General features: G+C 42.6%; 28 protein-coding genes. 21 read left to right on the plus strand and 7 right to left on the minus strand.

Annotation, left to right across the window (positions count from 1 at the left end; all coding sequences use genetic code 11):
* Positions 1–86 precede the first annotated feature (86 nt).
* From FFM77_RS08885 to FFM77_RS08895, 3 genes are all read left to right on the plus strand, one after another.
* Positions 87–659, plus strand: coding sequence for a sugar O-acetyltransferase (locus tag FFM77_RS08885; RefSeq protein ID WP_137635419.1), 573 nt, complete (start codon positions 87–89; stop codon positions 657–659).
* A 21-nt stretch (positions 660–680) separates the two neighbouring features.
* The gene (locus FFM77_RS08890) at positions 681–1520 is read left to right on the plus strand and encodes an alpha/beta hydrolase (protein WP_137635420.1); all 840 of its coding nucleotides are present in this window, start codon (positions 681–683) and stop codon (positions 1518–1520) included.
* Between the two features lie 113 nt (positions 1521–1633).
* Positions 1634–2719, plus strand: coding sequence for a GDSL-type esterase/lipase family protein (locus FFM77_RS08895; protein WP_137635421.1), 1086 nt, complete (start codon positions 1634–1636; stop codon positions 2717–2719).
* A gap of 89 nt (positions 2720–2808) precedes the next feature.
* Here the strand turns inward: FFM77_RS08895 and FFM77_RS08900 are convergent, their stop codons facing one another.
* The 4 genes from FFM77_RS08900 to FFM77_RS13995 all read right to left on the minus strand — a co-directional run bounded on the left by FFM77_RS08900 (position 2809) and on the right by FFM77_RS13995 (position 5020).
* Positions 2809–3057: a hypothetical protein gene (locus FFM77_RS08900; protein WP_137635422.1), complete on the minus strand. Its 249-nt coding sequence runs from the start codon at positions 3055–3057 to the stop codon at positions 2809–2811.
* A gap of 154 nt (positions 3058–3211) precedes the next feature.
* Positions 3212–4156: an NADP-dependent oxidoreductase gene (locus tag FFM77_RS08905; RefSeq protein ID WP_137635423.1), complete on the minus strand. Its 945-nt coding sequence runs from the start codon at positions 4154–4156 to the stop codon at positions 3212–3214.
* A gap of 102 nt (positions 4157–4258) precedes the next feature.
* Positions 4259–4606, minus strand: coding sequence for an iron chaperone (locus tag FFM77_RS08910; protein ID WP_223876812.1), 348 nt, complete (start codon positions 4604–4606; stop codon positions 4259–4261).
* Between the two features lie 258 nt (positions 4607–4864).
* A complete protein-coding gene (locus FFM77_RS13995) occupies positions 4865–5020 on the minus strand; it encodes a hypothetical protein (protein ID WP_171001592.1) in 156 nt (51 codons plus the stop codon).
* Between the two features lie 226 nt (positions 5021–5246).
* Between FFM77_RS13995 and FFM77_RS08915 the strand changes: the two genes are divergently transcribed.
* From FFM77_RS08915 to FFM77_RS14000, 6 genes are all read left to right on the plus strand, one after another.
* On the plus strand, positions 5247–5603 hold the full coding sequence (locus FFM77_RS08915; RefSeq protein WP_137635425.1) for a bacteriocin immunity protein: 357 nt from the start codon (positions 5247–5249) through the stop codon (positions 5601–5603).
* A gap of 169 nt (positions 5604–5772) precedes the next feature.
* Entirely contained in the window at positions 5773–6414 is a 642-nt protein-coding gene (locus tag FFM77_RS08920) for an NAD(P)H-binding protein (protein ID WP_137635426.1), read from the plus strand.
* 20 nt (positions 6415–6434) lie between these two features.
* A complete protein-coding gene (locus FFM77_RS08925) occupies positions 6435–7172 on the plus strand; it encodes an SDR family oxidoreductase (RefSeq protein WP_137635427.1) in 738 nt (245 codons plus the stop codon).
* A 196-nt stretch (positions 7173–7368) separates the two neighbouring features.
* Positions 7369–8364: a DUF4428 domain-containing protein gene (locus FFM77_RS08930; protein WP_137635428.1), complete on the plus strand. Its 996-nt coding sequence runs from the start codon at positions 7369–7371 to the stop codon at positions 8362–8364.
* Between the two features lie 99 nt (positions 8365–8463).
* Complete coding sequence (locus FFM77_RS08935) at positions 8464–9135, plus strand: bacteriocin immunity protein (protein ID WP_137635429.1); 672 nt, start codon at positions 8464–8466, stop codon at positions 9133–9135.
* A 407-nt stretch (positions 9136–9542) separates the two neighbouring features.
* Complete coding sequence (locus tag FFM77_RS14000) at positions 9543–9686, plus strand: hypothetical protein (protein WP_171001593.1); 144 nt, start codon at positions 9543–9545, stop codon at positions 9684–9686.
* A 312-nt stretch (positions 9687–9998) separates the two neighbouring features.
* Here FFM77_RS14000 and FFM77_RS08940 read toward each other — a convergent pair whose 3' ends face one another.
* Positions 9999–10538: a TetR/AcrR family transcriptional regulator gene (locus tag FFM77_RS08940; RefSeq protein WP_137635430.1), complete on the minus strand. Its 540-nt coding sequence runs from the start codon at positions 10536–10538 to the stop codon at positions 9999–10001.
* A gap of 90 nt (positions 10539–10628) precedes the next feature.
* On the opposite strand from FFM77_RS08940, the gene FFM77_RS08945 reads away from it, so the two are divergent.
* The 8 genes from FFM77_RS08945 (at position 10629) to FFM77_RS08970 (ending at position 18018) form a co-directional block, all read left to right on the plus strand.
* Positions 10629–12344 carry an MFS transporter gene (locus tag FFM77_RS08945; protein ID WP_137635431.1) on the plus strand — a complete coding sequence of 572 codons (1716 nt, stop codon included), beginning with the start codon at positions 10629–10631 and terminating at the stop codon, positions 12342–12344.
* Between the two features lies 1 nt (position 12345).
* On the plus strand, positions 12346–12870 hold the full coding sequence (locus tag FFM77_RS08950; RefSeq protein ID WP_137635432.1) for a hypothetical protein: 525 nt from the start codon (positions 12346–12348) through the stop codon (positions 12868–12870).
* 453 nt (positions 12871–13323) lie between these two features.
* Entirely contained in the window at positions 13324–13869 is a 546-nt protein-coding gene (locus FFM77_RS08955; protein WP_137635433.1) for a helix-turn-helix domain-containing protein, read from the plus strand.
* A gap of 89 nt (positions 13870–13958) precedes the next feature.
* Positions 13959–14345 carry an ATP-binding cassette domain-containing protein gene (locus tag FFM77_RS14265; protein ID WP_307722470.1) on the plus strand — a complete coding sequence of 129 codons (387 nt, stop codon included), beginning with the start codon at positions 13959–13961 and terminating at the stop codon, positions 14343–14345.
* A 5-nt stretch (positions 14346–14350) separates the two neighbouring features.
* Positions 14351–14680 carry an ATP-binding cassette domain-containing protein gene (locus FFM77_RS14270; RefSeq protein WP_307722471.1) on the plus strand — a complete coding sequence of 110 codons (330 nt, stop codon included), beginning with the start codon at positions 14351–14353 and terminating at the stop codon, positions 14678–14680.
* Between the two features lie 5 nt (positions 14681–14685).
* Positions 14686–15600 carry a hypothetical protein gene (locus tag FFM77_RS08965; RefSeq protein WP_137635434.1) on the plus strand — a complete coding sequence of 305 codons (915 nt, stop codon included), beginning with the start codon at positions 14686–14688 and terminating at the stop codon, positions 15598–15600.
* A gap of 1076 nt (positions 15601–16676) precedes the next feature.
* A complete protein-coding gene (locus FFM77_RS14310) occupies positions 16677–16895 on the plus strand; it encodes a PBECR4 domain-containing protein (RefSeq protein WP_171001594.1) in 219 nt (72 codons plus the stop codon).
* 331 nt (positions 16896–17226) lie between these two features.
* Positions 17227–18018, plus strand: coding sequence for a hypothetical protein (locus FFM77_RS08970; protein WP_137635435.1), 792 nt, complete (start codon positions 17227–17229; stop codon positions 18016–18018).
* A gap of 45 nt (positions 18019–18063) precedes the next feature.
* On the opposite strand, the gene FFM77_RS08975 is transcribed toward FFM77_RS08970, so the two are convergent.
* Positions 18064–18327, minus strand: a complete 264-nt coding sequence (locus tag FFM77_RS08975; RefSeq protein WP_223876811.1) for a kinase to dihydroxyacetone kinase — start codon at positions 18325–18327, stop codon at positions 18064–18066.
* Positions 18328–18360: 33 nt separating this feature from the next.
* Between FFM77_RS08975 and FFM77_RS08980 the strand changes: the two genes are divergently transcribed.
* The 3 genes from FFM77_RS08980 (at position 18361) to FFM77_RS08990 (ending at position 20823) form a co-directional block, all read left to right on the plus strand.
* The gene (locus FFM77_RS08980; RefSeq protein WP_137635437.1) at positions 18361–18984 is read left to right on the plus strand and encodes a TetR/AcrR family transcriptional regulator; all 624 of its coding nucleotides are present in this window, start codon (positions 18361–18363) and stop codon (positions 18982–18984) included.
* Positions 18985–19028: 44 nt separating this feature from the next.
* On the plus strand, positions 19029–19316 hold the full coding sequence (locus FFM77_RS08985; protein WP_137635438.1) for an ArsR/SmtB family transcription factor: 288 nt from the start codon (positions 19029–19031) through the stop codon (positions 19314–19316).
* Positions 19317–19452: 136 nt separating this feature from the next.
* Positions 19453–20823: an MFS transporter gene (locus FFM77_RS08990; protein ID WP_137635439.1), complete on the plus strand. Its 1371-nt coding sequence runs from the start codon at positions 19453–19455 to the stop codon at positions 20821–20823.
* Between the two features lie 55 nt (positions 20824–20878).
* Here FFM77_RS08990 and FFM77_RS08995 read toward each other — a convergent pair whose 3' ends face one another.
* Positions 20879–21772, minus strand: coding sequence for a helix-turn-helix domain-containing protein (locus FFM77_RS08995; protein ID WP_137635440.1), 894 nt, complete (start codon positions 21770–21772; stop codon positions 20879–20881).
* 102 nt (positions 21773–21874) lie between these two features.
* On the opposite strand from FFM77_RS08995, the gene FFM77_RS09000 reads away from it, so the two are divergent.
* On the plus strand, positions 21875–23095 hold the full coding sequence (locus FFM77_RS09000; RefSeq protein WP_137635441.1) for an MFS transporter: 1221 nt from the start codon (positions 21875–21877) through the stop codon (positions 23093–23095).
* Positions 23096–23238: the final 143 nt, after the last annotated feature.

Raw genomic sequence — 23238 nt, forward strand, 5'->3', positions numbered from 1 at the left:
GACTAATGATGTGAAATAAGCATTTAACATTCGATTGCCCGCCCCGTATACTGAAGAAGTTCAGTTGGATAATGGGAGGAAAAAGAATGACGATTTTTGAAAAAGCGTTGGCTGGTGAGATGTTAGATCGCCGGATAGATCCGGAAGTCGCGAAAATTGATGCGGTCCAAGTTCAGACAAGTCGGACCTTGGCTAAACTGAATCAAGGTGTTACAGATGCCGCCAAAATTCGCACGACCTTTAGTCAGATCATTGATCGACCAATTCCGAGTTCATCAACGATTTTATTACCGATTCACAGTGATTTTGGTCATCATATTTGGATTGGTGAACGGGTCTTTATTAATATGAATTGTACCTTTGTTGATGTCGGTGGCATTGAGATTCAAGATGACGTGCTGATTGGACCCAATGTACAACTTGTATCGGTCAATCATCCGTTAGACCGGCAACCGGCATTACGGCATCGGTTTTATGGTCGCCGCGTCGTGATTAAACGCAATGCGTGGTTAGGCGCTGGCGTGACCGTGTTACCGGGAGTCACGATTGGTGAGAATGCCGTCGTTGGTGGGGGCGCCGTGGTCACGAAAGATGTGCCTGACAATACGGTCGTTGCGGGTGTACCAGCTAAAATAATTAAGCAATTACCAACAGATTAGGTTCAGATAAGGGGGATTGACATGGGTCGTAAATTAGGATTTTGGTTAGGTTTGTTAGTAGTAGTACTAGTTGGTGGCGGTGCATATTGGGGCATACAAAATCACGATACTAAAGGTAGTCGTCGGGCTGTCCCAACTTTTTATTTGCACGGTTATGGTGCAAGTGGTCGTTCTAGTCAAAGTATGATTGCCGCCGCCCAACGTCAGAAACGGGCGACTAAAGTGTATACAGCAACTGTCAGTAAAACTGGTCAGGTGAGATTGCAAGGGCATTGGCCAGCTAAGGTTAAACGGCCAATCGTGCAAGTTATTTTTAAGGAAAACCAGAATAGCAACTATCAGACGACGAGCCACTGGTTTAAGCAGGTCCTACTAGCAGTTAAGCAGCGGCACACATTTACACGGTATAATGCCGTAGCCCATTCAATGGGAAATCTCACGTTATGGACGGCAATTTTGAGATATGACGGCCAACGCGGGTTACCAAAAGTGAACCGGGTTGTGGATATTGCTGGACATTTTGATGGAATTATTGGGATGGATGATGAGCCCAACCAGATTAAGTTGGCCAAAAATGGCCGGCCTAAGCCGATGAATGCGAGTTATCGACCGTTACTAGCTTTACGGCAAAAGTTGGCGAAACATCAGGTTAGCATCTTAAATGTATATGGCAATTTGGATAATGGTAGTCATTCTGACGGTCGTGTTAGTAACGCGTCGTCACGGTCATTACGGTATTTAGTGGCCGGTCGAGCGCGGAGTTATCGCGAATGTGAATTTCATGGGCGGTCGGCACAACATAGTCAACTACATGAAAATCCTAAAGTTGATCGCGTGATTAATCGGTTCTTGTGGCAATGAGTTTGTAAAAAGCTGGCGTAAATTAACTATTTACGCCGGCTTTTTTGAATGGTGAAGTTGAACCATGCTAGACTGGGAGGATAATCGGTGGTGTAAAAATTCTGGGGGTGTGTATGATGACAGTGACAACGGCTTGGCGGCAAATGGTCGCTAACTTTCCAAATTTGTCTTTACAGAATATGACGGGGTCGCAGACGATACAAGTCTGGCAATCATTATCAGCACCTCGAATTAGACTAGAACTCGCCAATGATTTTGGCAAACGGTCACTACCAATCACTAGTATTCAGGTGGGTAGCGATACCTTGATACCAGCAACTTGGCATAGCCAAATGTCATTTTTGGTGCCGGCACATCAACGCTGCTGGACGGATTGGCTCGATTATCCAGTGACGGCTGGTGAATGGTTAACAATTACGATTAGGTCGCCAGAAAAGCAGCCGGTGACTTTAACTCAAACTTTAGACCAAACTCTTTTTAAAGGGAGTAAGCCAACACAACAATATTTCTGGGGTGTCGATGCCATTCAAGTTGAACGGACAACGCCAACTAAGACGATTATGTGCTTTGGTGATTCATTAACGAATCAAGGCTATTATGCGGGCAGTTTAATGCAGGCGTTGGCACTTGCTCAGCCTGATCAATGGGGCCTAATTAATGGCGGTATTTCTGGGAATCGGTTATTGCGTACTGGACATTCGACGTCTGAATGGGTGGCTAGTTTTGGTCCAGCCGGGATTGAACGCTTACCGCAACTGTTAGCACAACAACCGGTTGATGTTTTAGTCGCCATGGCTGGGCTTAATGATTTATTACAACCAGGGGTCGGCACGCCGCTGGACGAGCTACCAACGGCGGCTGACTTAATTGCTGGGTTACAACATATTCAGCGCTTGGCGGCCCAAAAGGCGATTACGCTAACGCTACTGACCATTACACCGTTTAAAGGGGCGGTCGTTGACCATTTGCCAGCTTGGTCACCTGCCAAAGAACAGATTCGCCAAGCTGTGAATACTTATTTAAGAACGCAACCAGTGACAATTGACTTGGCTAGTTATGTGGCGGATTCGATGGATAACTGTCGGTTAGCGGCCCAATTTGACTGTGGAGATGCGACTCATTTTTCAGCTGCTGGTGGTCATCAGCTTGGTCAATGGTTATGGCAACAGTTACAGCAGAAGTTGTCATTAACAAGTTAAGTTGAACTTGCATTAACTTAGCAAGTTCAACTAGTTGCTACTAACAAGTTGTGTCTTGTCAGCGTCTTAAGACTAATGGTTACCGATGATTAGTCAGCTGGTATTAACCAATCGTTGGCTAAAAGTTGATGGAATCTTTTACTTAGTGGCACCCAAAGTTGGGACTTAGCAATATGATGAGCTGTTTCCCAAAACAAGGGATCGGCTAATTGCTCTAGTCTGAGATTGACTTTAACATAGTCACCAGTCTCGGTTTCGACAATGATGAGTGGATATAAAACTTTTATCAATCTAACGGGGTTAATTGTTTTAATTTTAGGGTCAGTATCTAGTAGCATGTGGACCACTCCTTATGCCATTTCTATAACCTTAGTTTACTAGTGAAGCATTAAGTTAGAATTGACGGTCGTCAAGAAGTCGGCTACAAGTTAGTCCCAATAATATAAAATGGCCGCAGAAGCTAATTTCTGCGACCATTTTTTATTTGGCTAATTAAGCCTTTTGATGAACATCGATAATCAATTTCCCGGCACTGTGACTATTTTCACTGTGACGGTGAGCAGCTTGTAAACCTTCCGTGGTGAATGGAAAGACTTGGTCAATGACCACTTTGAGATGGCCTTGAACAACTAAGTCACCAAGAATCGCTAACTCACGGCCGTTTGGTTGTAACCACCAAGTTGACACGGCAGGACCTTGCTGCTGTTGAACCTCGGTCGGCTGACCATCGATGGTAACAAGCTGGCCGCTGGGCTTTAAAATCGCCAGTCCGTCATCAATCGCGTTGATCGTATCAAAAACAGCATCGTAATCATGCAATACGTCTTTGATATCAGTTGTGTGATAGTCAATAATATGATCGGCACCAAGTTGCTTGAGTAAGTCGGCATGATTGGCACTGGCCGTCGTCGCGACTTCGGCCCCCAAATACTTAGCCAATTGAATAGCGACTAAGCCAACGCCACCAGCCCCAGCTTGAATCAAGATCTTCTCACCAGCCTGGATGTTTAACCGGTCATAAATGACTTGATAGGCGGTTAAGCCCGCTAACGGCAAGGCCGCTGCTTGTTCAAATGAGAGTTCCGCTGGCTTTAACGCGAGCTTATCTTCTTTGACGGCTGCGTATTGCGCGTAAGTCCCACGGCGACCATCCTTGTAAATGTCTGGACGGGCAAAGACGGCATCGCCAACTTTAAATTGGGTCACTTGAGCCCCCGTGGCGACAATCGTACCGGCAACGTCCCAGCCTAGCACAACGGGCATTTGCCAATCGAACATGCCTTTTAAAAAGCCTTGGCGTGCTTTCCAGTCGATCGGATTGATACTGGTCGCTTGTACGGCGACTAAAACTTCATCGGCTGAAATCGCTGGTTTGGCAATGGTCGCCATTTGTAGTTCTTCAGGGCCACCATATTGGTTAATGATCACTGCTTGCATCGTTAAATCCTCCACTTTACTAATATTTAGTAAGCGTATCATTAATACTAAATAGTTCCAAAGATTTAACCTTATTGCTTGAAAAATAATCATCATGATTAGTTAGTTTTTAGGTCGCCAGAAGGTCGTCACGGTTTGTTTCGTTGTGAGATTGTATTGAATTGCCAGCCGTAGTAGGTCGTAATTTACCGGGTGGTCGTACTTTACTTGCCACAACATCTTCGTACAATGATCGCCAGCAGCTTCTATCTGGTCTCTGAACTGATCTAACGTGACCAGTTCTAAGGCGATGTTGAAATGCGGTTTAGCGATACTGAACCCAACCATAAAAGAACCGTGGTCGATGAACATCGGCTGGTTCCAAGCAAAGCGTGGGGTTAGGTTAGGAAAAGTTTCGGTGACCCAATTTAGTACGGTAATCAATTGATCACGCTGATGCTCATCAGTCATGGCATCAGTAAATTCGCTAAAAGGTTCTAATTTGGGTTGTAGCATGACAGGCATAGTTCAGGACCTCACTTTTAAGTTGATGTCGTTAGTGTAGCGAAACCGCTTACGAGTGTCAATTAAAGCTGCATAAAAAGCCGCCGCAATTGGGGAGGGGTTCCCAATCGTGACGGTTCAAGATAATGCTTTAGCTAATGGTTCAGTTTTTGTTAGTGCCTTAATTGTTATATAAGTTGCCAGCTGACGGTGTTGCACAGCGGACTAGTTTAGCGCCAACTGATACTGCCAAGTCCTTGGCTGTTTGGTCGTATAGGCAATTGGTGTCGAATAGACTCGTGTTGATTGCGATTGTGATGTACTCGTGATGGTATAACGTTGTGGCAAGGTGGTCACTGAAGTTGAATTAGGTTTAAACATAGGTATCAGTTCCTTTCGTAATTGAATGACTTTAGTTTACTTGGAAAGTGACGTTGGCACTACTTAGTTTTGATAAGCGTTAAATAAGAATTTCTTAGAAAGTGATTTATAGTTTGGTACCAGATAGGTTAAATTAGTTAGGTTACGAACCTTTAAATGCCCCTTTAGTGACGAACTGCCTAGAATATAAGGTGTTCCAAAAACAAACTTGAAGGGGGCAGGCAGCATGAGTGCAACGTTAAAAACACGCTTGGCTGCGAAGAATACGATTCAGGAGTTGTTGCAACGGTTATTGCGGCGACCCACACCGTCAGTTGAGCTTTTAGATATTATCGATGTTTTGACTGAGATTAATCAAAAAATCGATACCGCCAATGAACCGGCCATCATGGTGACGCACTTAGTCACTTATATTCGGTGTACCACGTCGGGTGGTCAGGTGGTCTTTACTAGTGATGAGGCGCGTTTAATCACACAATTAAGTGAGTTTGGTCACTTAGCGAGTCAAATGGACCAAAATGACACGGATTCAGCGGATAAGGCCCAGTTTTATGGCTGTTTTGAGGCCATTCCAAAACATTAATAGCTGTCAGTATCAATACGAGCTTAGTCAATCCGGACTGAACCCGTATTTTTTAGTATACAGTTTTTCGATAACTCATTATTTAAACTAGGCATTATACATCTTGATAGGTCGGTTGTATGATAAGACCATTGGAAATTAAACAATTGATAAATCGGAGTGATAAGAAATGAAAAAAGTCTTAATTGTCGGCGCGCACGGTGCGACTGCTCAAATTGTGACCGCCCGCTTGTTAGCCGAAACTGACGATCAACTGGTCTTGTATTTACGGCAGAGTCGGCGGTTGGCACAATATGCCGATAATGCCCGGGTCACGCTTGTCGATGGTGATGTTAGTGACATTGAAAAGCTGACGGCCGCAATGGCTGGGGTTGACGTGGTTTATTCCAATATTGGTGGCGTCGACTTAGGGACCCAGACTAAGCATTTGTTAACCGCGATGCAACAAGCTCACCAAACACGATTGATTTTTATGAGTGCGCTCGGGGCGCATCATGAAGTGCCCGGGAAGTTTGGCGACTGGAATGAACAGGCCATCCATGACTTCTTGCCTGGTTTTCGAGAAGCGGCGCAATTATTAGCCACGTCTAAACTGGACTATACGGAAGTTCGGCCAGCTTGGTTAACGAATACGGATGAGATCGATTATGAAACCACGACCTTGGCAGACGGCTTTAAAGGTACCGAAGTTTCACGTGCCAGTGTGGCTGATTTTATGATTAAAGTGATTGCCGATCCGAGCCTGTATCGGCGTGAGAGTATTGGGTTGGATAAGCCTGGGACTGATGGCGACCAACCAAGTTGGCTGTAATTTGAAAGGATGATTAATTAATGATTAAAGATAAAGTTGTCATTATTTTTGGTGCTAGTAGTGGGATTGGCGCCGCAACAGTTAAAAAGTTAGCTGAAGGCGGGGCTAAATTAGTGATTGCGGCCCGACGAGCGGAGCGGTTAACAGCCTTAGCCGAGTCGTTGGCTGGTGCCGAAATTGTCACGCAAGCCGCTGATGTAACTAAACGTGATCAAGTCCAAGCTGTGGTTGACTTAGCTTTAGCTAAATTTGGCCGTATTGATGTTGTCTTTAACAATGCCGGGATTATGCCCCAAGGTAATTTGGCCTTACGCCAATATGATCAATGGCAACGGATGCTGGACGTGAATATTATGGGTGTGTTGAATGGGATTGGTGCCGCATTGCCAACGATGCAAAAGCAGGGTGATGGCTTAATCATCACTACTGATTCAGTGGCTGGCCATGTCGTTTATCCAGGTTCAGCGGTCTATAACGGGACTAAATATGCCGTCCGGGCGATTATGGAAGGTTTACGGCAAGAAGAAAATGATCATGGGATTCGGTCAACCATCATCTCACCCGGGATGGTGAATACCGAATTGATGCATACCGTGGGTGATCCGCAATTGGAAAGCCAATTAGAAGCAGCAGCCAAGCAGCCCGGTGTTGGCTTGCAAGCTGAAAATGTGGCGGATGCGGTGGCTTATGCCATTGATCAACCTGCCAGTGTCGCCATCAGTGAAGTCTTGATTCGGCCTAGTCGACAAGAAGTTTAGAAAAGTTAGCGACAATTAAATAAGATTATGGCGTTTACCGATTATGAAGATTAAAATCAGTAAACGTTTTTTATTATGTAATGATGGCGTAAATCAATATCATTAATTGTGTCTATAGATTATCTAAGTGTTCAGGGTATAATTAAAATTAAAAATAGAAATTATAATGAGTTTAATATTTGTCAGGGGTGGTTAGATGTTACTAGCTATTTCAGGGGCTATTTTTCTAGGATGGTTTTGTTCACGATTCTTTGGTGCGATAGGATACTGGGCTGGTCCGTTGTTTCTTGCTATTATGGCACTTCAAGCAGTTGGTCGAATGTTACGGCTATTTTGGCAATGGCAACTAACTATTTGGGGGCTCAGTATCACGGGGACAATGATTGTGGTAATCATTGTCGTATTAGCTAAAACCCATGATCGCTGGGGAGCTAAATGTGCTATTTGTGGGCAGGTTTTACATATCGGTCAGACATTGTATTTAAAAGATGGTCATATTTGTGCAATTTGTGCCGGAAAAGTTGGATTGAAGCCAGATTCAATCGGCAATAAAGCTGCTTCAATTTTAACAGTCGACCATGTCAAAGCGTCTCAACAGGCGGGCCGGACGATTGATGCCACTGAATTTTGGCAGCACCATCAAACGCGCATTAAGGAGCGGGAGGAAGCACGGACAGCGGAGTATCATCAGTTAAAAACTTATTTCAAACAACATCATACGGCTCGATACGGCAGCTTATATTTTGATGATCAATCGAAAAGGTTATTTTTTGATGAAACGTTAAAAAACATTATTTATAAATATGTTTATCGGGTTTACGATTATCGCGATCTAATTGACTATCAAGTTAAACAACATAATGTTGATATTATTGAGCACACTAAAGTCGTTGGTGCGTTTGTTAATGGTGGCTATTATCCTGGATATGAAAACGATTCGGTAACACCGACAGTTTCAGAGTACAAAGTTGTTTTGTATTTTTCACAAGAGCGTGAGGAAACGATTACTTTGGTTGATGGACGTCTTAAAAAGGATAGTTTACGTTGGGCATGGGCTCAGCGACGGATGAAAAAGCTGTGTGCTAGTTTTGACCATGTGATTGATATTGCTAATCATGATTTAGCTGCAGAAAATGCTAAACACACACACTATTATCATAAAAATTTCAAAATGACTTCAAGGCCACATTAACGTTATTGGGACAGAATTGGGTTGGATCTGTTAAACGGACGGTTAATCGTTTCCAAAATGAGCTGAATATGGCTGTTAGTAGTAGGAGGACTCCAATATATGGTAGAGTTAGATTTCAAAAGAAGAAATTATCCTATAGTGTTCATTTTATTTGTTGCTGGATATATGGGAGCAATTTTTCTTGATTATCATCTCAATTGGTTGACAATGCTTACGGCTGGAATAGTTAGTTTGATAATACTATATGGTTTTTCAAATTTAAAACTGTTTTTCCAACCGTTGTCTTCACCTAAATTGCGAATATTGTTAAAATATGCGCTTTTGTTGTTTGTTTTTCAGCTGGTGCTTGTCTCGTGTATAAGTCTCATTTATCCTCAAGGTCTGACGTCAGTCAACAATGCGCCATTAAATAGCAATGCAAGTGGGATAGATTCTTATCCTTTAATCGAAAGAATATGGATAATCTTTACAATTATGATATCTATAGTTGGCGAGGAAGTTGGAATGGCCTCAATTTCAGTACCACTGATTCACTTACTGTCGCAAACGAAACTAAAAAAATTTGCGTGGCCTATTGTCAATATAATGGGTTGTATACTATTTGGTTCTTTGCATATTCCACACTATCATTTTAATTTGATTTATCCCTTAATAGTTGGTATTACCCGTTATCCAATGACGGCTTCGTGGCGGCCTGCAAATACGCTACGGAGTTCAATCTATATACATTGGCTCGCCGATTCTGTATTGATTATCGGCACATTAATTTGAATTAGGCGCCATCCAACTAGGCTTTTTTTATAATCATCCTTATTTTTGATTTAATAAAAACAAAAGGGCACCGGTCGCTGTGTAGTAAGCTGAAGTACACTAAGAAGTTAGGCAAATTTTTATTTCATCGAATACACAACCAGATTAGGCGTAGAAATTGATCAAGACGTTATATCTAACCGAGACAAGGGTACGGATAAGAACCAAATGTCGGATATCTAATAAATCTAAATGTTTGATATTTTAGATCTGTTCATGTTAAGTTACTTCAAAAGTTGTGATAATCTAACATTAAAAATATCGAAGAACGAAAAGTTGTTGCTATGGGTGGATCGTTAGTTGTAACGATTCCGAGTAAAATGGCTGAGCAACTATAGCCGACAAAGAAAAGCAAGGTAAAGATTGAAATGCCAACTGATGATAAATTAACGATTGTAAAGGCAGAACCTAGTGAACTGACAACAACTGATCCAAAGTTTTTGGCTGCAGCACAACGCGCTAAAGACAAGTATGCTGAAACATTGAAGATGCTTAAAGAAAGTGATGAATAGATGTGTATGACTTAAATACGTATCTGTTCTTTAACAAAGCTTTTTTGGACGAGAAGCATATCTGAAAATCAAGGAAATTCAGCATTGTATTCATTAAATTGATTAACCGCCACTGCTCTAAATTTGTGAAGCGTCTGTGATAGCTAAAAAGGCTAGAATCAAAATAAGTAAGTGGTGTCAATTACCAATCAGTGGCGATTGACACCCTTTTTTTGTACTTTAGGCCGAGTTGAGCTCGTAAGGCATGCGAAACAAAAACTTGAGACGCTGGCCAGTACATAGGGCTTGTAACCCTGGAGTAGAAGTCTGGTACTAGTGATGTTGATGGGTCGCAAACCGAGCGACCGTCTGACCTAAGTAGCGCGGTGATTCGACTAAACCGCGGTTCACCCAGTTGACGGCCATATTGATAACGGCACCTGAAAAGAATTCTAAGTAATAAGGTTCGTTTAAGCGCGAACTATGTCCCCCGATGCGATCCTGTTTGATTAGTAGCTGGAAGACGGTCTGAAACGTTTGTAGCAGCACGTCTAGCTTGTCATTACGAATTAAGAGGCGGTAGGTGTTAGCTTCCGACTTGGTGAGCTCGAAGTAATGGGTCATGAGATCAGCGAGATTAACTTTTGAATTCTTCGGCAACCGGCGGAGATAGGACAACATACTTTGGGTTTGATAAGCTAAAATAATCTGATTGAAATTTTGATAATGGCGGTAGAAGTAAGTCCGTGAGACCTGGGCACGTTGGCAAAGCTCCGTAATGGAGATGGCGGCCATGGGTTTTTGCATCATCAATTCTAGTAATGCTCGGTAGATGGCTTTTAAGTTCTGTTGTTTGCGGGCTTGTGGATTCATAGGTAACAACATCTCCTTTTCTGTAACCTAAAGCTAGTTTATCGTCATCGGGTCACCTAAACTAGCGATAACACTTAAAGGGGGATGACCATGATGAAAAAATCAACACAGTTAGTTGGGACGATGGCTATTGGGATTTTTCTATGTATGCTTGATACGACCGTCATGAATATTGCCTTGTCAGCGATGCAAACGGGATTGTCGACTAGCTTATCACAGCTTTCGTGGGCACTTAATCTGTATACGATTTTATTCGCCACATTAACGATTCCATTGGGACGGTTAGCCGATATTTACGGTCGTAGCCGGATCTACCTATTAGGATTGAGTTTGTTTTTAATTGGCTCACTTAGTTCCGGCTTTGCGGCTAATGTTGGCTGGCTAATTATTGGCCGGGGAATTCAAAGCCTGGGAGCAGCCATTGTCTTCCCGGCTAGCATGACGATCGGTATTCAAAGTGTACCGATTGCAAAACGGACTGGCGCTATCGCATTATTAGGAGTGACACAAGGTTTGGCCGCAGCTTTAGGACCGACAATCGGTGGTGCGGTAACGCAACTATTTGGTTGGCGTGGCATTTTCCTGATCAACGTGCCGTTTGTCATCCTGTCGTTAGGATTGTGTGCATGGCTGCTTGACTGGCAGCAGCCCCGGTCGAACAAGGAACGCTTAGATATTGGCGGGAGTTTAAGTTCAATGCTGATGTTATTCAGTTTGACGCTTGTGTTAGTGAAGGGGAATGATTGGGGTTGGACTAGCCTAGCTTGTTTAAGCTTGATTGGTATTAGCGTCTTAGCGCTAGGGTGTTTTGTGTGGCTGGAAACGCATGTTGTCCAGCCGATGGTGCCATTAACGTTATTTAAGGATCGCCAATTTACTGGCGCGGCCTTAGCAACGGTTGCTTCCGGACTGTTTATGGTGGCCGTGCTGGTCTTAATGCCGAGTTTCTTTACAAAAGTTCAGGGTAACCATGAATTGATGGCGGCTTTGATGATTACGCCGGCCTCGCTGATGATCTTCTTATTTTCACCGCTCAGTGGCTTTATTTTGGCAAAAATTGGGCCACGATTAGTCATTCTGACCGGCTCGTTAGCGATTATTGTCGGTTACGTCGGGCTCAGTGTGATGAACCCGAATCACTATTGGCAAGTTCTTGTGGCGTTACTGCTAGTTGGGGCTGGTTATGGCATTATTATTGGCCCAATCACTGTTTTAGCGGCGGGCGATTTTACCGGCAAACTCTTAACTGCATCGCAAAGTGTCATTGGCGTTTTTCGGCAGATTGGAACTTCGTTGGCCGTCGCCATCTTTGTGGCGGCTTTGTCAACTAACTTAGTAACTGCCAAACATGATATTTGGCATGCTGCCAAAACGGAGGTGGCAACGTTGACTGTCTCGGCCAAGACCAAGCGCGATACGTTGCAAGCAATCAAAACGCAACTCGCAACTGAAACGGTATCGACAACCACACCGCACCGTTTTATTACGGCGGTCAAGGAAAACAAGCTCGTGCAAACCACCTATCGATCCCTTTTAAAGCAGCAGCATTTACAAGCAGCGCCCAACAAAGTCAAAACTCAGCTTCATCGCCAAGTTAAGCAACAAGTGGCCCACAAAGTCACCGCTGAAAATCGGCAATTGGTCGGTGCCGTCGCAGCTGTTAAAGCAACTTCAAAGTCAGCTTTAACCCAGGCTTTTATACAGCCATATCGTGTGGCGATGCCGACAACGTTTGTAATGCTCTTATTGATTGGTTGCTTTAAAAAGCGGCGGGACTATGTGACTAAAATTAACGGGGGTAACTAATTTGCAAAATTTAAATCTAACGAATTGGGTCCTAGCAGGATGGCTAGTTATCGTGATTATTCGCCGGCAACTGGCACCACGGGTGATTCAGTTCAAAGCAAACTTCTTTATTTTAATTATGCTAATGGGAATGGCCTCGATTGGTGATGCTTTGACTAAGCAACAGGTTACCATTACAAGCAGTCAAGCGGTCATTTTTGGGTGTCTCAGTCTGATTAGTGCGGTTGGCTTTGCTTTGTTACGGGCTTGGTCTTACCATTTCTGGGTCAATGATGCCGGATTAGTGATGCGGCAAGGCAATTGGCTGACATTATTGTGGTGGGTCTTGAGCTTGGTGGGACATCTTGCAGTTGACCAGTTGTGGACGGGGAGTAGTGTCACGTTATTATTGTACGTTGGCGTAACCCTCGGTGTTCAACGCGGTTGGGTCTGGTGGTTAGCTCGGCGCACGTATCCCGCAGCACTTAAAGCTAATCAACAATTGCAGACAGAACGGCATCAGCGCCGACGTTCACGGGATGACTAAAATGATGATGACGATGTCACTAATGTCGTATATGCATTTTAAGGTTGACGGTAAGGAATATGACACATTTATTTGAAACAAAATGAATTTAGAAAGCACTAAACCCAAGCACTCGAAAGTGTTTAAAAAACTAGTATGCTGAAAGTACTAGCTAGTATTTAAATGTTTGTAGCCAACGTAATTGCCTTACGTTGGTTTTTTTCGGCTTGACGGACTTAAAAACAGCGCCTATAAGCACACGATGAATAATAAAAATATTTTCATACTAAGTATAACTGGAAAGGTGGTCGTTTCATATCATAATTACGAGGGCCAAGCGAAGCGACACTCTCAGAAAACCTTTTTGTGGTGAATACCGATAAGCCTTAGTATAACGGCAATCATCAAATAAATTGTTAGCTAAATAGCCAATTCTTTGGTTTACTTAAAGTGGAAACTAAGGAGGAGATAAGGATGGCTGACACAATTGGCAAAAGAATTAAACAGCAACGAGAAAAGTTAGCATTAACGCAAATGCAAGTTGCCGAAAGACTATATGTCACGCAGCAGACAATCGCCCGTTGGGAGAGTGATAAACATGTGCCACCGGTTAAGGCGATTCAAGATCTTTCGGACCTTTTCGGTGTTGACGCTGCTTACTTCTTCGGAGAAGATCGAATTATTGCCCACAAATTTAATATACTGGCGCTAATTGGCAGTTTGATTGTTAATTTTTTGCTTTTTATCATTGCACTAGTGGTATTGATTCCTTTACAACTTGGTATTTTAGGATTAGCGATAGCAGGTCTAATCGCCCCCGTCGTTATTCTTTGGCAAAATGCTCAGCAAATTGAACCATTCACCAGCAGTCGATTATTAGCCAGTCTAGTGATGTTTATTGTGGCGTTAGTGGCATTGCCGATTATCAAGCAACTGCTTATTTATGCTGGCCATCTTTTACGGACCTATTATCGTTATAACTTAAACGAAATTGTGTATGAGGTGGTACCAAGACAATAGGTCTGCTAAAGGTGTGGAGGAAATTACCTTTTAAAGGACGGACAACCTTTGGATATAAAAAATTTTGAGATTGTTGGAGGATTAAGGTGATGAATGCAAAAGTGATCAATGTACAAGAGCTTTCAAGGAATTTTAGTTTGGGAAAAGGTAAATTCATCAGCGTTCTAAAAAGCATCTCATTTTTTGCATATGCAAATGAGTTTATCAGTATTGTTGGTCCATCAGGAAGTGGTAAATCGACCTTGCTAAAATGTATGTCAGGACTTTTGAAGCCGACTCAAGGTTCAATAAAGATTGACGCTATCGATCCATACCGATTGTTGCCATCAAAGACTGCAAGAATGCATCGAACAAAGATTGGTTTTATTTTCCAGTCGTATAATCTAGTACCCGCTTTACCAGTGTTTGAAAATGTCGTGTTACCGTTGCGCTGTCTGGCAAACAAGTCGATAAAGCAAGTGTTGAACGGCTGTTAAAAAGCTTGAATTTTACTGCCGAATTGGCTAGTTTTGTGGGGACTTTGTCTGGCGGCGAGCGGCAGAAGGTGGCGATTGCTCGTGTCCTGGTAACGCACGCAAAGATTATTTCTGCTGATGAACCTACTGGTGCGGTAGATACGAATTCTAAAAAAATAATTTTTGACCGTTTGCGAAAGCTTGCTGATAATGGCGCATGTGTAGTCATGGTGACGCATGACGTAGATTTGGTGTCTAAGACCGATAGAGCACTTGTATTAAAGAATGGCCAACTCATAAAGACGTTCATTAAACCAAGTGCTTCAGAACTCCTCGAAGAAATAGGAAAAAGGTGAGTGGAATGCTAAAGTTAATCATTTGGCAGCTTCGGTATACTTGGAAAGCCTGGGTTGGGTCGTTAGTTGTTTTGACAGCGGCCGGTTTAGTCTTAGGGTTTACTTTAATTGGCGTCGCCTCCACGATTAGTGCTCATTTAGATTATGGTAACTTTAATCCTGTAGGCTTTTTTGCAATGCCAGCCGTTTTTGGCCTAATAACTTTAGTGTTAGTCATAAGTGGTGTGATTAGACTTTTAATCGACAAGTTCAAAGATGACTATAAATTGTGGGCGATACTAGGTGCAAATCCGCCACAATTGGCCTTACTGATTGGCAGCCAAATGAGTTTCGCAGGCGTGATAGGCGGGTGCCTAGGATATTTTTTGTCATTCCCAATTGTTGATAAATACTACGCGTGGGTAATAACTACTCGTGGAATGCGTGAATTTCCAGCGATTAATATGAAATTACAACTTGGTTCATTGATTTTAACAATCGTCCTTCTGGGTACTTTTACTGGGACTATCGGATTTATCAATGGAAAGCGACTCTTTTCTAGTGGGCATAACCAGCACAGCTTAATTAAAAAGCGAAAATTTGAACTGTCTATAATTGGCTGGCTTTGGTGTGTGACGACCTGTGGGAGTTTAATTGGTGTCTATTCACTTTTTTACCGAAAACCAGAGTACCTGTCAGCATTGTTTGGCAGTCAATCGTTAGAAAACACGTACTCACAGGCTTTACTAGTATTAATTTTCGTGATGATTATGGCAACTAATGCCTCCGAAAGATTAATATTACCTGTGTTAGTAAAAACTTTGACTGCTATTTTTCCAGCGACCCTTATTAAAACGTTTAAAATTGCCTATTGGCATGTATTGAGTAAACAAGATCTTTTACGATCAGTGACAGTGCCGCTATTTATTTTTCACTGGTAGCTTCATACTTTATGTATATGATTTTTGATTATTTTGGCCAATACCATTTCGCTAACAGTCATTTCAAAATCTGAGCGAACGGTTAGTAGTCGTCAATTACAGATTATTGGGTTATCTTTGAAAAATCTTTTACATGAGAAAGAGGTCGAGGCAGGAATTTATGGTTTGATAGTCTTTGTTCAGGGCGTAATCAGGAATGCCTTGCTTTTTGTGCTAGTTTTGAAAGCGTCATATGCTACCCATACGCAGATGTACGATAGTTGGTGGTCAATTGTCAAATGGCCAGCTGTTACAGGTATTATGGTGTTCATTTTTATTCTGATTGTAGATGGCACTTATATTTACAAGATTAGTTTATCAAGTTCTCGGCAAACTGAAGCAGACTAATCTGTGGGAAAGGAAAAGATGGTCGAAGTAGACCTGAAAGCAAGGGTGAGATGATTATTTGAGAAGGATGAGGAAAGTATCCGGAATGTCACCATCAATCGTTAATCTATGAAGATTGATGGTGACATTTACTCCTTAGAATTTTTAGATTACTTGGATCATTATGTCACTAAAGTAAACTTTTTCACAATTCTAGATCTACGTATAGAAGAATTGGATAGCCCTAATTTTGTTGATTTTCGAATGCGTGTGAAACAAAAAAATTCAGTTTTAAATAAACTAGGGAGGATAAGGTTATTTCTTGCAATTTTACTAGAGCACATGTACAGTAATCTATGAAGAACGACTCTTTTAAAAGTAGGGTATGGTGAGTGGTTCTTGTTGGATGTTTGAGTGTGGCTGGAGGTTGCCATGTTGCCCGGCAGAGGCTTTGTATCTGACCACTAGTCCCGGCAAGTGACGTCTACTTGTCCGACCCCAATACATAAAAAGGTCAGTGCAAAGTTTGCGCTGATCTTTATTTTTTGCCTTAAAGGACGTGAATCATGAATGACGAGAGTGCTTTTTATCAAGTAAATAGGTTTAATGACATTGACTACAAAGCAATCCTCGATGATTATCGCAATCATTTTCATGGGAAAGCGGTCTTGATAACCACAAATTATAAAAAGCTTTAGGAATTTAGAGTGGTGTTTAATCAGAACGATCTGCCACACTTGATGGGATGGGAAAAAGTGGCAAATGGTAGATCCAACGCCAAGTACTTAATTAATCAAATAGACGACGAAAAATTCACATTGGCAAGTACTCGTAAACATCACAATTTTGATTCCATCCGTAATCGTCTCTTGAATTATAACTATCTGCATGATATTTTATTACACAAAATGTCGATTTTTGCATCATGACTAGTAACATAAAGCCTAATCCTTTAAGACTGGACATTGTTTTCTTAAAGGAATTTCCCGCAGAAGATCTTATCTTGGGGTTGCGTGAGATTCGACCAGGCAGTAGAAAGTTCACACCTACAACACTACACACTGAATCCAAGCATAATCGTTATGCCAAAAATCGTCGTACTAGCATGAATAGTATTGAATTCTGTTAATTTTTTAAAATAGTTTTTAAGTTGAACGATTATGGCCAATAATCTCTTTGAACGTTGAGTGTGGCGGTACGACTAGTTAAATCGTGGTATACTTCAATTAAGATTGACCAGTAAATTGAGGGGGATTCAACGTGAAACTAAAAGGTGTTATTTTAGGAACAGTTGCTTTAGCATTAGGGGTCGTTGGGTTCGGAACAGCCCAGTCAGCGTCAGCCACAGTTATTCATGGCGTAACGGTAGGTTACTTTCGGGCGACTAAAACATTTAAAATCAATATTTATGGGACCAATCAAAAAGTGACGATCCCAAAGAACACGGTCGTTCAGGCGGAGGCCAATTATATTCCAGTAACGAATCAGGCCGGTCAAACCGTTCAAGTTCAATCGGGCGACATTAACTTTTTGAACTTAAATTATAAATTGCGACAAAATTGGCCGAAAGCGCATGCGGGTGGTACAGCTAGTTTTAGTGCGACCGCTAGGGTTCATTTGAAACCGATAGCGGCACCAGTGTATATGCCAGTCCAAACGGCGATTGGCTCACGTGAAACCGGCAGTGTGCTCACCCGCAAAATGACTCAAACTTGGGGTAAAGACCCATGGTTCACCATCACGACGGACGGCTATGTGGCCCATTTTGCGGCCCTTAAGAAGTGGAATAGCCGCACGCAGCCAAAGCCAAATAGTTCCGCGAAGATTACCAAGACAAAGTGGACCGGTCGAACTGAGAAAGTCTATTACCGGCATCACGTTAAAGGGGTCCCTGACAAACGCGTTGCTAAGCGTGGTCAGGCACAATATCGACTGAAACTTGTTCGGCAGAAGAAGCTGACGTCGCATGGCGCTGGGACGTCATTAGTGCAGTATACGCACTTTAAGGTTGGCGGTAAGAATTATTATACCCTTTATAATATGCCTAATTAAAGTTAAGGAGCGGTGGCTAAAGCCATCGTTCCTTTTTAGAAACCGCTATCCTTTCAGACCACGAGCTTGACGGTCCATGTCTTCTATTACAACATCGAATATTTCTCCTAAAGATCCACAATACTGGAGCACTGTCCATGGCTCATTGGTATGAAAATGAATTTTTATTAGCGACTCATCACCAACTGCGATGAGACAATCACCGTTAAAATTAGTTTGAAAGTAAGTTCTAATTTCGTCCTCATCTAGATTCTGACCATCGATTAAGCATTGTGTATCATATTTGTATTGATTCAAATTTATTCCCATATGCTATAATTTTAAGTAGATGAGGTGATATGAATGACAAGCAGTACTAAGAAACGAATTGTTGAAACCGCAATCGCGCTTTTTAATGAAAGTGGTTATGAGTCAATTTCTTTACGTGATATTGCTAAGGCAGCCGGAACGACTATCGGCAATTTGACTTATCATTTTCATCATAAAGAAGATCTATTGGTAGCTATTCAGCAACAAATTGAGGTAGATTTTCTTAGTTTTGCGGACGATTCTGCGGTAAGCGGGGAGGAAGCACTAAAGGAACTGATTAAAATTTTCAATAAATCTGCGGCATTAAAGACGCATAACAAGTTCTTTTTCATGGATTTTGAGTCAATTGTTGGCGATAATCAGACGCTTAGGGCAACCGTGCAGTCGTTTCGCAACCGCTTGTATGTTGCGTATCAACAGTGCTTTGACAAAATGGTCAAGTTTGACATCTTTCGTCAGGATCTGTCAAAGCAGCAATATGATGAGTTAATACTTGTATTACTGACTATGGATTACGCATGGGAGATGAGATATTCGCCTAAATATGAATTTAAACTGGCAGTTGATACGGCGACTTTGAGTATAAATACGATCTATCCATATTTAACGTTAAAAGGTCGGCAAATTTGTGATGGAATTACTGATGTTAAACACTAAGTCGAATACTTGCGTAAAATTTTATTTCTAGTAGGATAAAAGATATGACAAAACAAACACATTCAACTGAAGCTAGTATTAACGTATTCAAGGCACTGGCTGATCCAATTCGGTTAGCGATTATCCAGTATTTGAGTCAACATGACCAGGCGCTTTCTTGTGGAGAGATTGGGCAAGCGATGCAGATTAGTAAGACGTCAGGGTCTTATCATTTTAAGATTTTACAGGAGGCCGGTTTGATTACGGTACGTAAGGTAGGCCGCGAAAAATTTGTGAAATTAGACCGTGTAACTTTTGATCACTACTTAATACATTTCTGGCAAAACTTATAGAGCGTTAGACCAATGGGGAGGCAATCATCAAGATTGGCTCTTTTTTGTTTTAGTCCTTGTCAGCGGCTAAGGGCAATGCTATGTTTAAATAGTTCAAAAATATTTGAACTATTTAAAACACTAGGGGGATGTAAGCATGACCGAGGAAACCGTTAAAGATAGGTGGGTACTAGGTTTAACATCGTTGGGATTTTTTATGGCAATGATGGATGCGATGATAGTGACCACTGCTTCAACCGCGATTCGCACGGAGTTTCAAATTTCGGTTGGACTGTTGCAATGGGCATTGAATGCGTACAATATTACCATCGCTGCTGTTTTATTGGTTGGTGTGGCTTTAGGCGAACGTTGGGGTCGCCGGAAAATCTACAATTGGGGGATCTTCATTTTTACGATTGGGTCAGTACTCTGTGCGCTGGCCAATAACATCGAGTGGTTAATTGCGGCCCGAATTGTCGAAGGGCTGGGTGCTTCAGTCATGACGCCGATGTCAATGGCAATTTTGACCAATGCCGTGCCAGCTAACCAGCGAGGCCGCGCATTGGGCATATGGAGTGGTATTGGTGGGTTAGCGTTAATTGTTGGGCCATCACTTGGCGGCTTGATTGTGGCCCAACTGACTTGGCAGTGGATCTTTTGGCTGAATGTGCCCGTCGGAATCATGGCAATTGGGTTATCGCAGCACCATTTACCAGAAAGTCATGGGCAAAATGAACCAATCAAGCTGATTGATAATTTGTTACTTATTATGGCGATGGCTGGACTAGTTTGGGCGTTGTCGGCCTCGACAAGTGTTACCGGTACGAGCCAACTTGGCCTGGTGGTAGTAATTGGACTCGTCAGTGTGGGCTGTGGGATTGGGTTTATTTATCGGCAGGCAATTGATCCTTTACCGATGTTGCCACTGACCCTTTTTCATAATCCAACGTTTACCGGGGGAAATCTAGCGACGGCTTGTCTGTATGGATCGATGTATGGCGTCGTTTTCTTTTTGCCGCAATACTTGCAGGTTAGTCAACGAGCCACCGCATTAACGGCCGGATTAGCGCTGTTACCTTGGACTGGAACATTAGTGGTCGTGGCACCGTTTGCTGGGCGTGCGGTTGATCGTTTTGGAGATCGTTGGGTAGCAACTTTAGGTTTGGTATTACAAGGCGTCGGTTACTTATTGATTGCGTTGTTAGTCCATCAAAGTTATCTTTGGCTCGTCTTACCCTTAATGATTGCGGGTGTTGGTTTGTCAATGGCGGGGCCAGCGTTGCAAAAAGCGGTACTGGGAGCAGTACCGCGAGTGATGATTGGCAAAGCTGCGGGTGTTTATAATGTCTTTCGCTTATTAGGCGGGGCACTGGGCACGACGGTGGCAGTGATGATTTTTTACCAATATTCGGGCACGCCTTTTAGTAGTGGTTTTCAGGCAACCATGCTGGGAACCGCGGTCTTGTCGTTCTTGGGCGTCATTTGGTCATGGCACTTGGCAGCCGAACGTGTCGTGAATTTGGATTAATCAATAATAAAGGGACTCCTTCAGTGACTGCTGAATGCGAGTTTCTTTTTGTTAGTCAGTGGTTGGCACGATATTGTTGAGCTTCTGACTGGCGGACTGTTAAAATTGTTCGCAAATTAGTATCTGGAACTATTGGAAAGAGATTTTCAATTGCCATGATTTTATCTAAATTAGCTTGACCGGTGGTGACCTCACCAAAGTAGAGTTCCCAGATGGCTAGCCAAAATTGCTGAACTAGCCGACCATCCCAGCTTAGGTTAGCAACTTTTATGGCCATTAAATGAGCTTTTTGTTGTCGAGCTTGGTCATAATCCTGCCAATTTAAAGCGCATTGAAAGACTGTCCCGTAATAATCTAATAATTTAGCTTGAATATCAAAAGGATCTCCAAACGGTGTCAAATAGTGGCGACTATTTTTGATGACTTTAGTTGTCAGAGCAGGAATTGCAGCGATACCTTGATTAGTTGCCACTAAGGGAACAAGTAGTGACATTAGGCGTAACTCTTGTAAGGTCCAATTGCTGGTCGCTAATAATTTGTCATAAGCTGGCCGGACCGCTGGGGTGATTGGTACATGGCGATGATCAAAGGCGAGTAATTTAATACTATTGTAGCTGGCAACTAATCGTTCAAAAGGGTGGTCACTATCGCGATGGGTTCGAACCCACTCAGTCAATGCGGGAAAGTTTTGTTGCTGATAATCTGCTTCGGTCTTGGCTAAGGCTTGTTCGAGTGGACTGAGTTGGTATTGTTGCTGAATAAAGCGAAACTCATCGACGGAGATGGCGAGATTATCTAAAATAGCGAATAATTTAGTTGCACTGATATCATGACCACCTTGTTCAAAACGTACGGCAAATGAATGTGACATGATACCGGTGTAGATTTCTTTTTGACTGAAACCTTTATTTAAACGAATTTGGCGAATCGTTGTACCTAAGTCTTCCATTTCCAATGCCTCCTTGTAGCATCAATGCCACTAATTTATTGACTAGTGTAGCATATTTTTAACTAAACTAAGCCTAATCGTAACTGAAAGGGCGTGGTTTAGTTGGTTAAGAATATTGCACGGCAATTTATATTAGCCTCATCGGCGGATTTAGTGACAGGTCTGGGGAGTGGCATTTTCAGTTTTGGCATTGATCTGTATGTTTTACGGACGAGTGCTTCAGTGAATTGGTTTGCCGGAACGCAGTTAATCGCGCCAATGTTAGCGTTATTATTTGCGCGGCCTTTAGGTCAACTAGTGGATCGAATAAGTCATCGGCGACTTTTAATGTGGGCCTATGTTTGGGAAGGCTTGGTTACTGGTGGTTATTTTGCGATTATCCATCTAAATTTAACATCAAAGATGAGGCTAGTTGATACGATATTGGCGCTTATCGGGATTAAATTATTAGCATTAGTAGAACAAACGACGTACCAAGCTTCTATTGTTACGTTGGTGCCATCATCACAAATGCAGCGGTTAAACGGGTTGGAACAGTTTGCTGGGATGCTGGCTCAAACACTCGCACCGATGCTCGGGACCATTTTACTAACGGTGTTAGGGATGGTTAATTTAATTGGACTACGGTTTTTAACGATTCTAATCACGTTAGTTTTAGTTAGCTGCTTGAAATTTGGACTGTATACAGCGCCAATAACTCATCAGGCTACTCCCGTGCTACTTTGGCCATGGTTAAAGTTACAACCAGTCTTATGGTATGTCATGGGCTTGGCGATTATTGTCAATTTGGTTTTAGCGATTGGTAATATGGCCATCCCAACGATGTTATTGAAAATCATGCACGTGACCACGCAGCAATATGGCTGGCAACAGGCCTTGATGGGACTGGGCGCAATCATTGCCAGTGGTTTAACTGTTGGGTTGCCGCCATTACGACAGCCACTGAAGATTTGTACAGTGGCACTACTTAGTATTGGCGGTTGGTTAAGTGTAATTGGATTAGCTGGGGTATTCTGGGGAGCGTCTAGCTTAAGCATTGGGATCATTGCAGTCGCTTCGTTTGGACTCGGATTTGGTTTGATTTTTGCTGAAGTCCCGATGAGTGTTTATTTGCAAAAACGAGTGCCAGTGCCGATTCAAGGTCGTTATTTTGCGTTTCAATTTGCCGTAGTTCAAATTGTGATGCCAATTGGTATTTTGATTGCAACAATTGGTGCATCAGTGGCCCCACTAATATTAGTGATTAGTGGTGGTAGTGCCATCGTGATGATTAGTCTGCTGGTGCTAGCTTTCGTGATTTTAAACCGACATTTTACGGTATAACCGAATGTTTAATAGATGGTTTGACTATTCAGTTGTTTTAGTTATCGGTATAATAAATGTAGAGAATTATGCTTGGTGCTAGTTGGTTTAAATTGCCACTCTGGTTGGTCCAGAATCGGCTGGAACGTGGTGGCCACGTTTGT

Source organism: Lactiplantibacillus songbeiensis, assembly GCF_005405125.1.
GTDB classification, from domain to species: Bacteria; Bacillota; Bacilli; order Lactobacillales; family Lactobacillaceae; genus Lactiplantibacillus; species Lactiplantibacillus songbeiensis.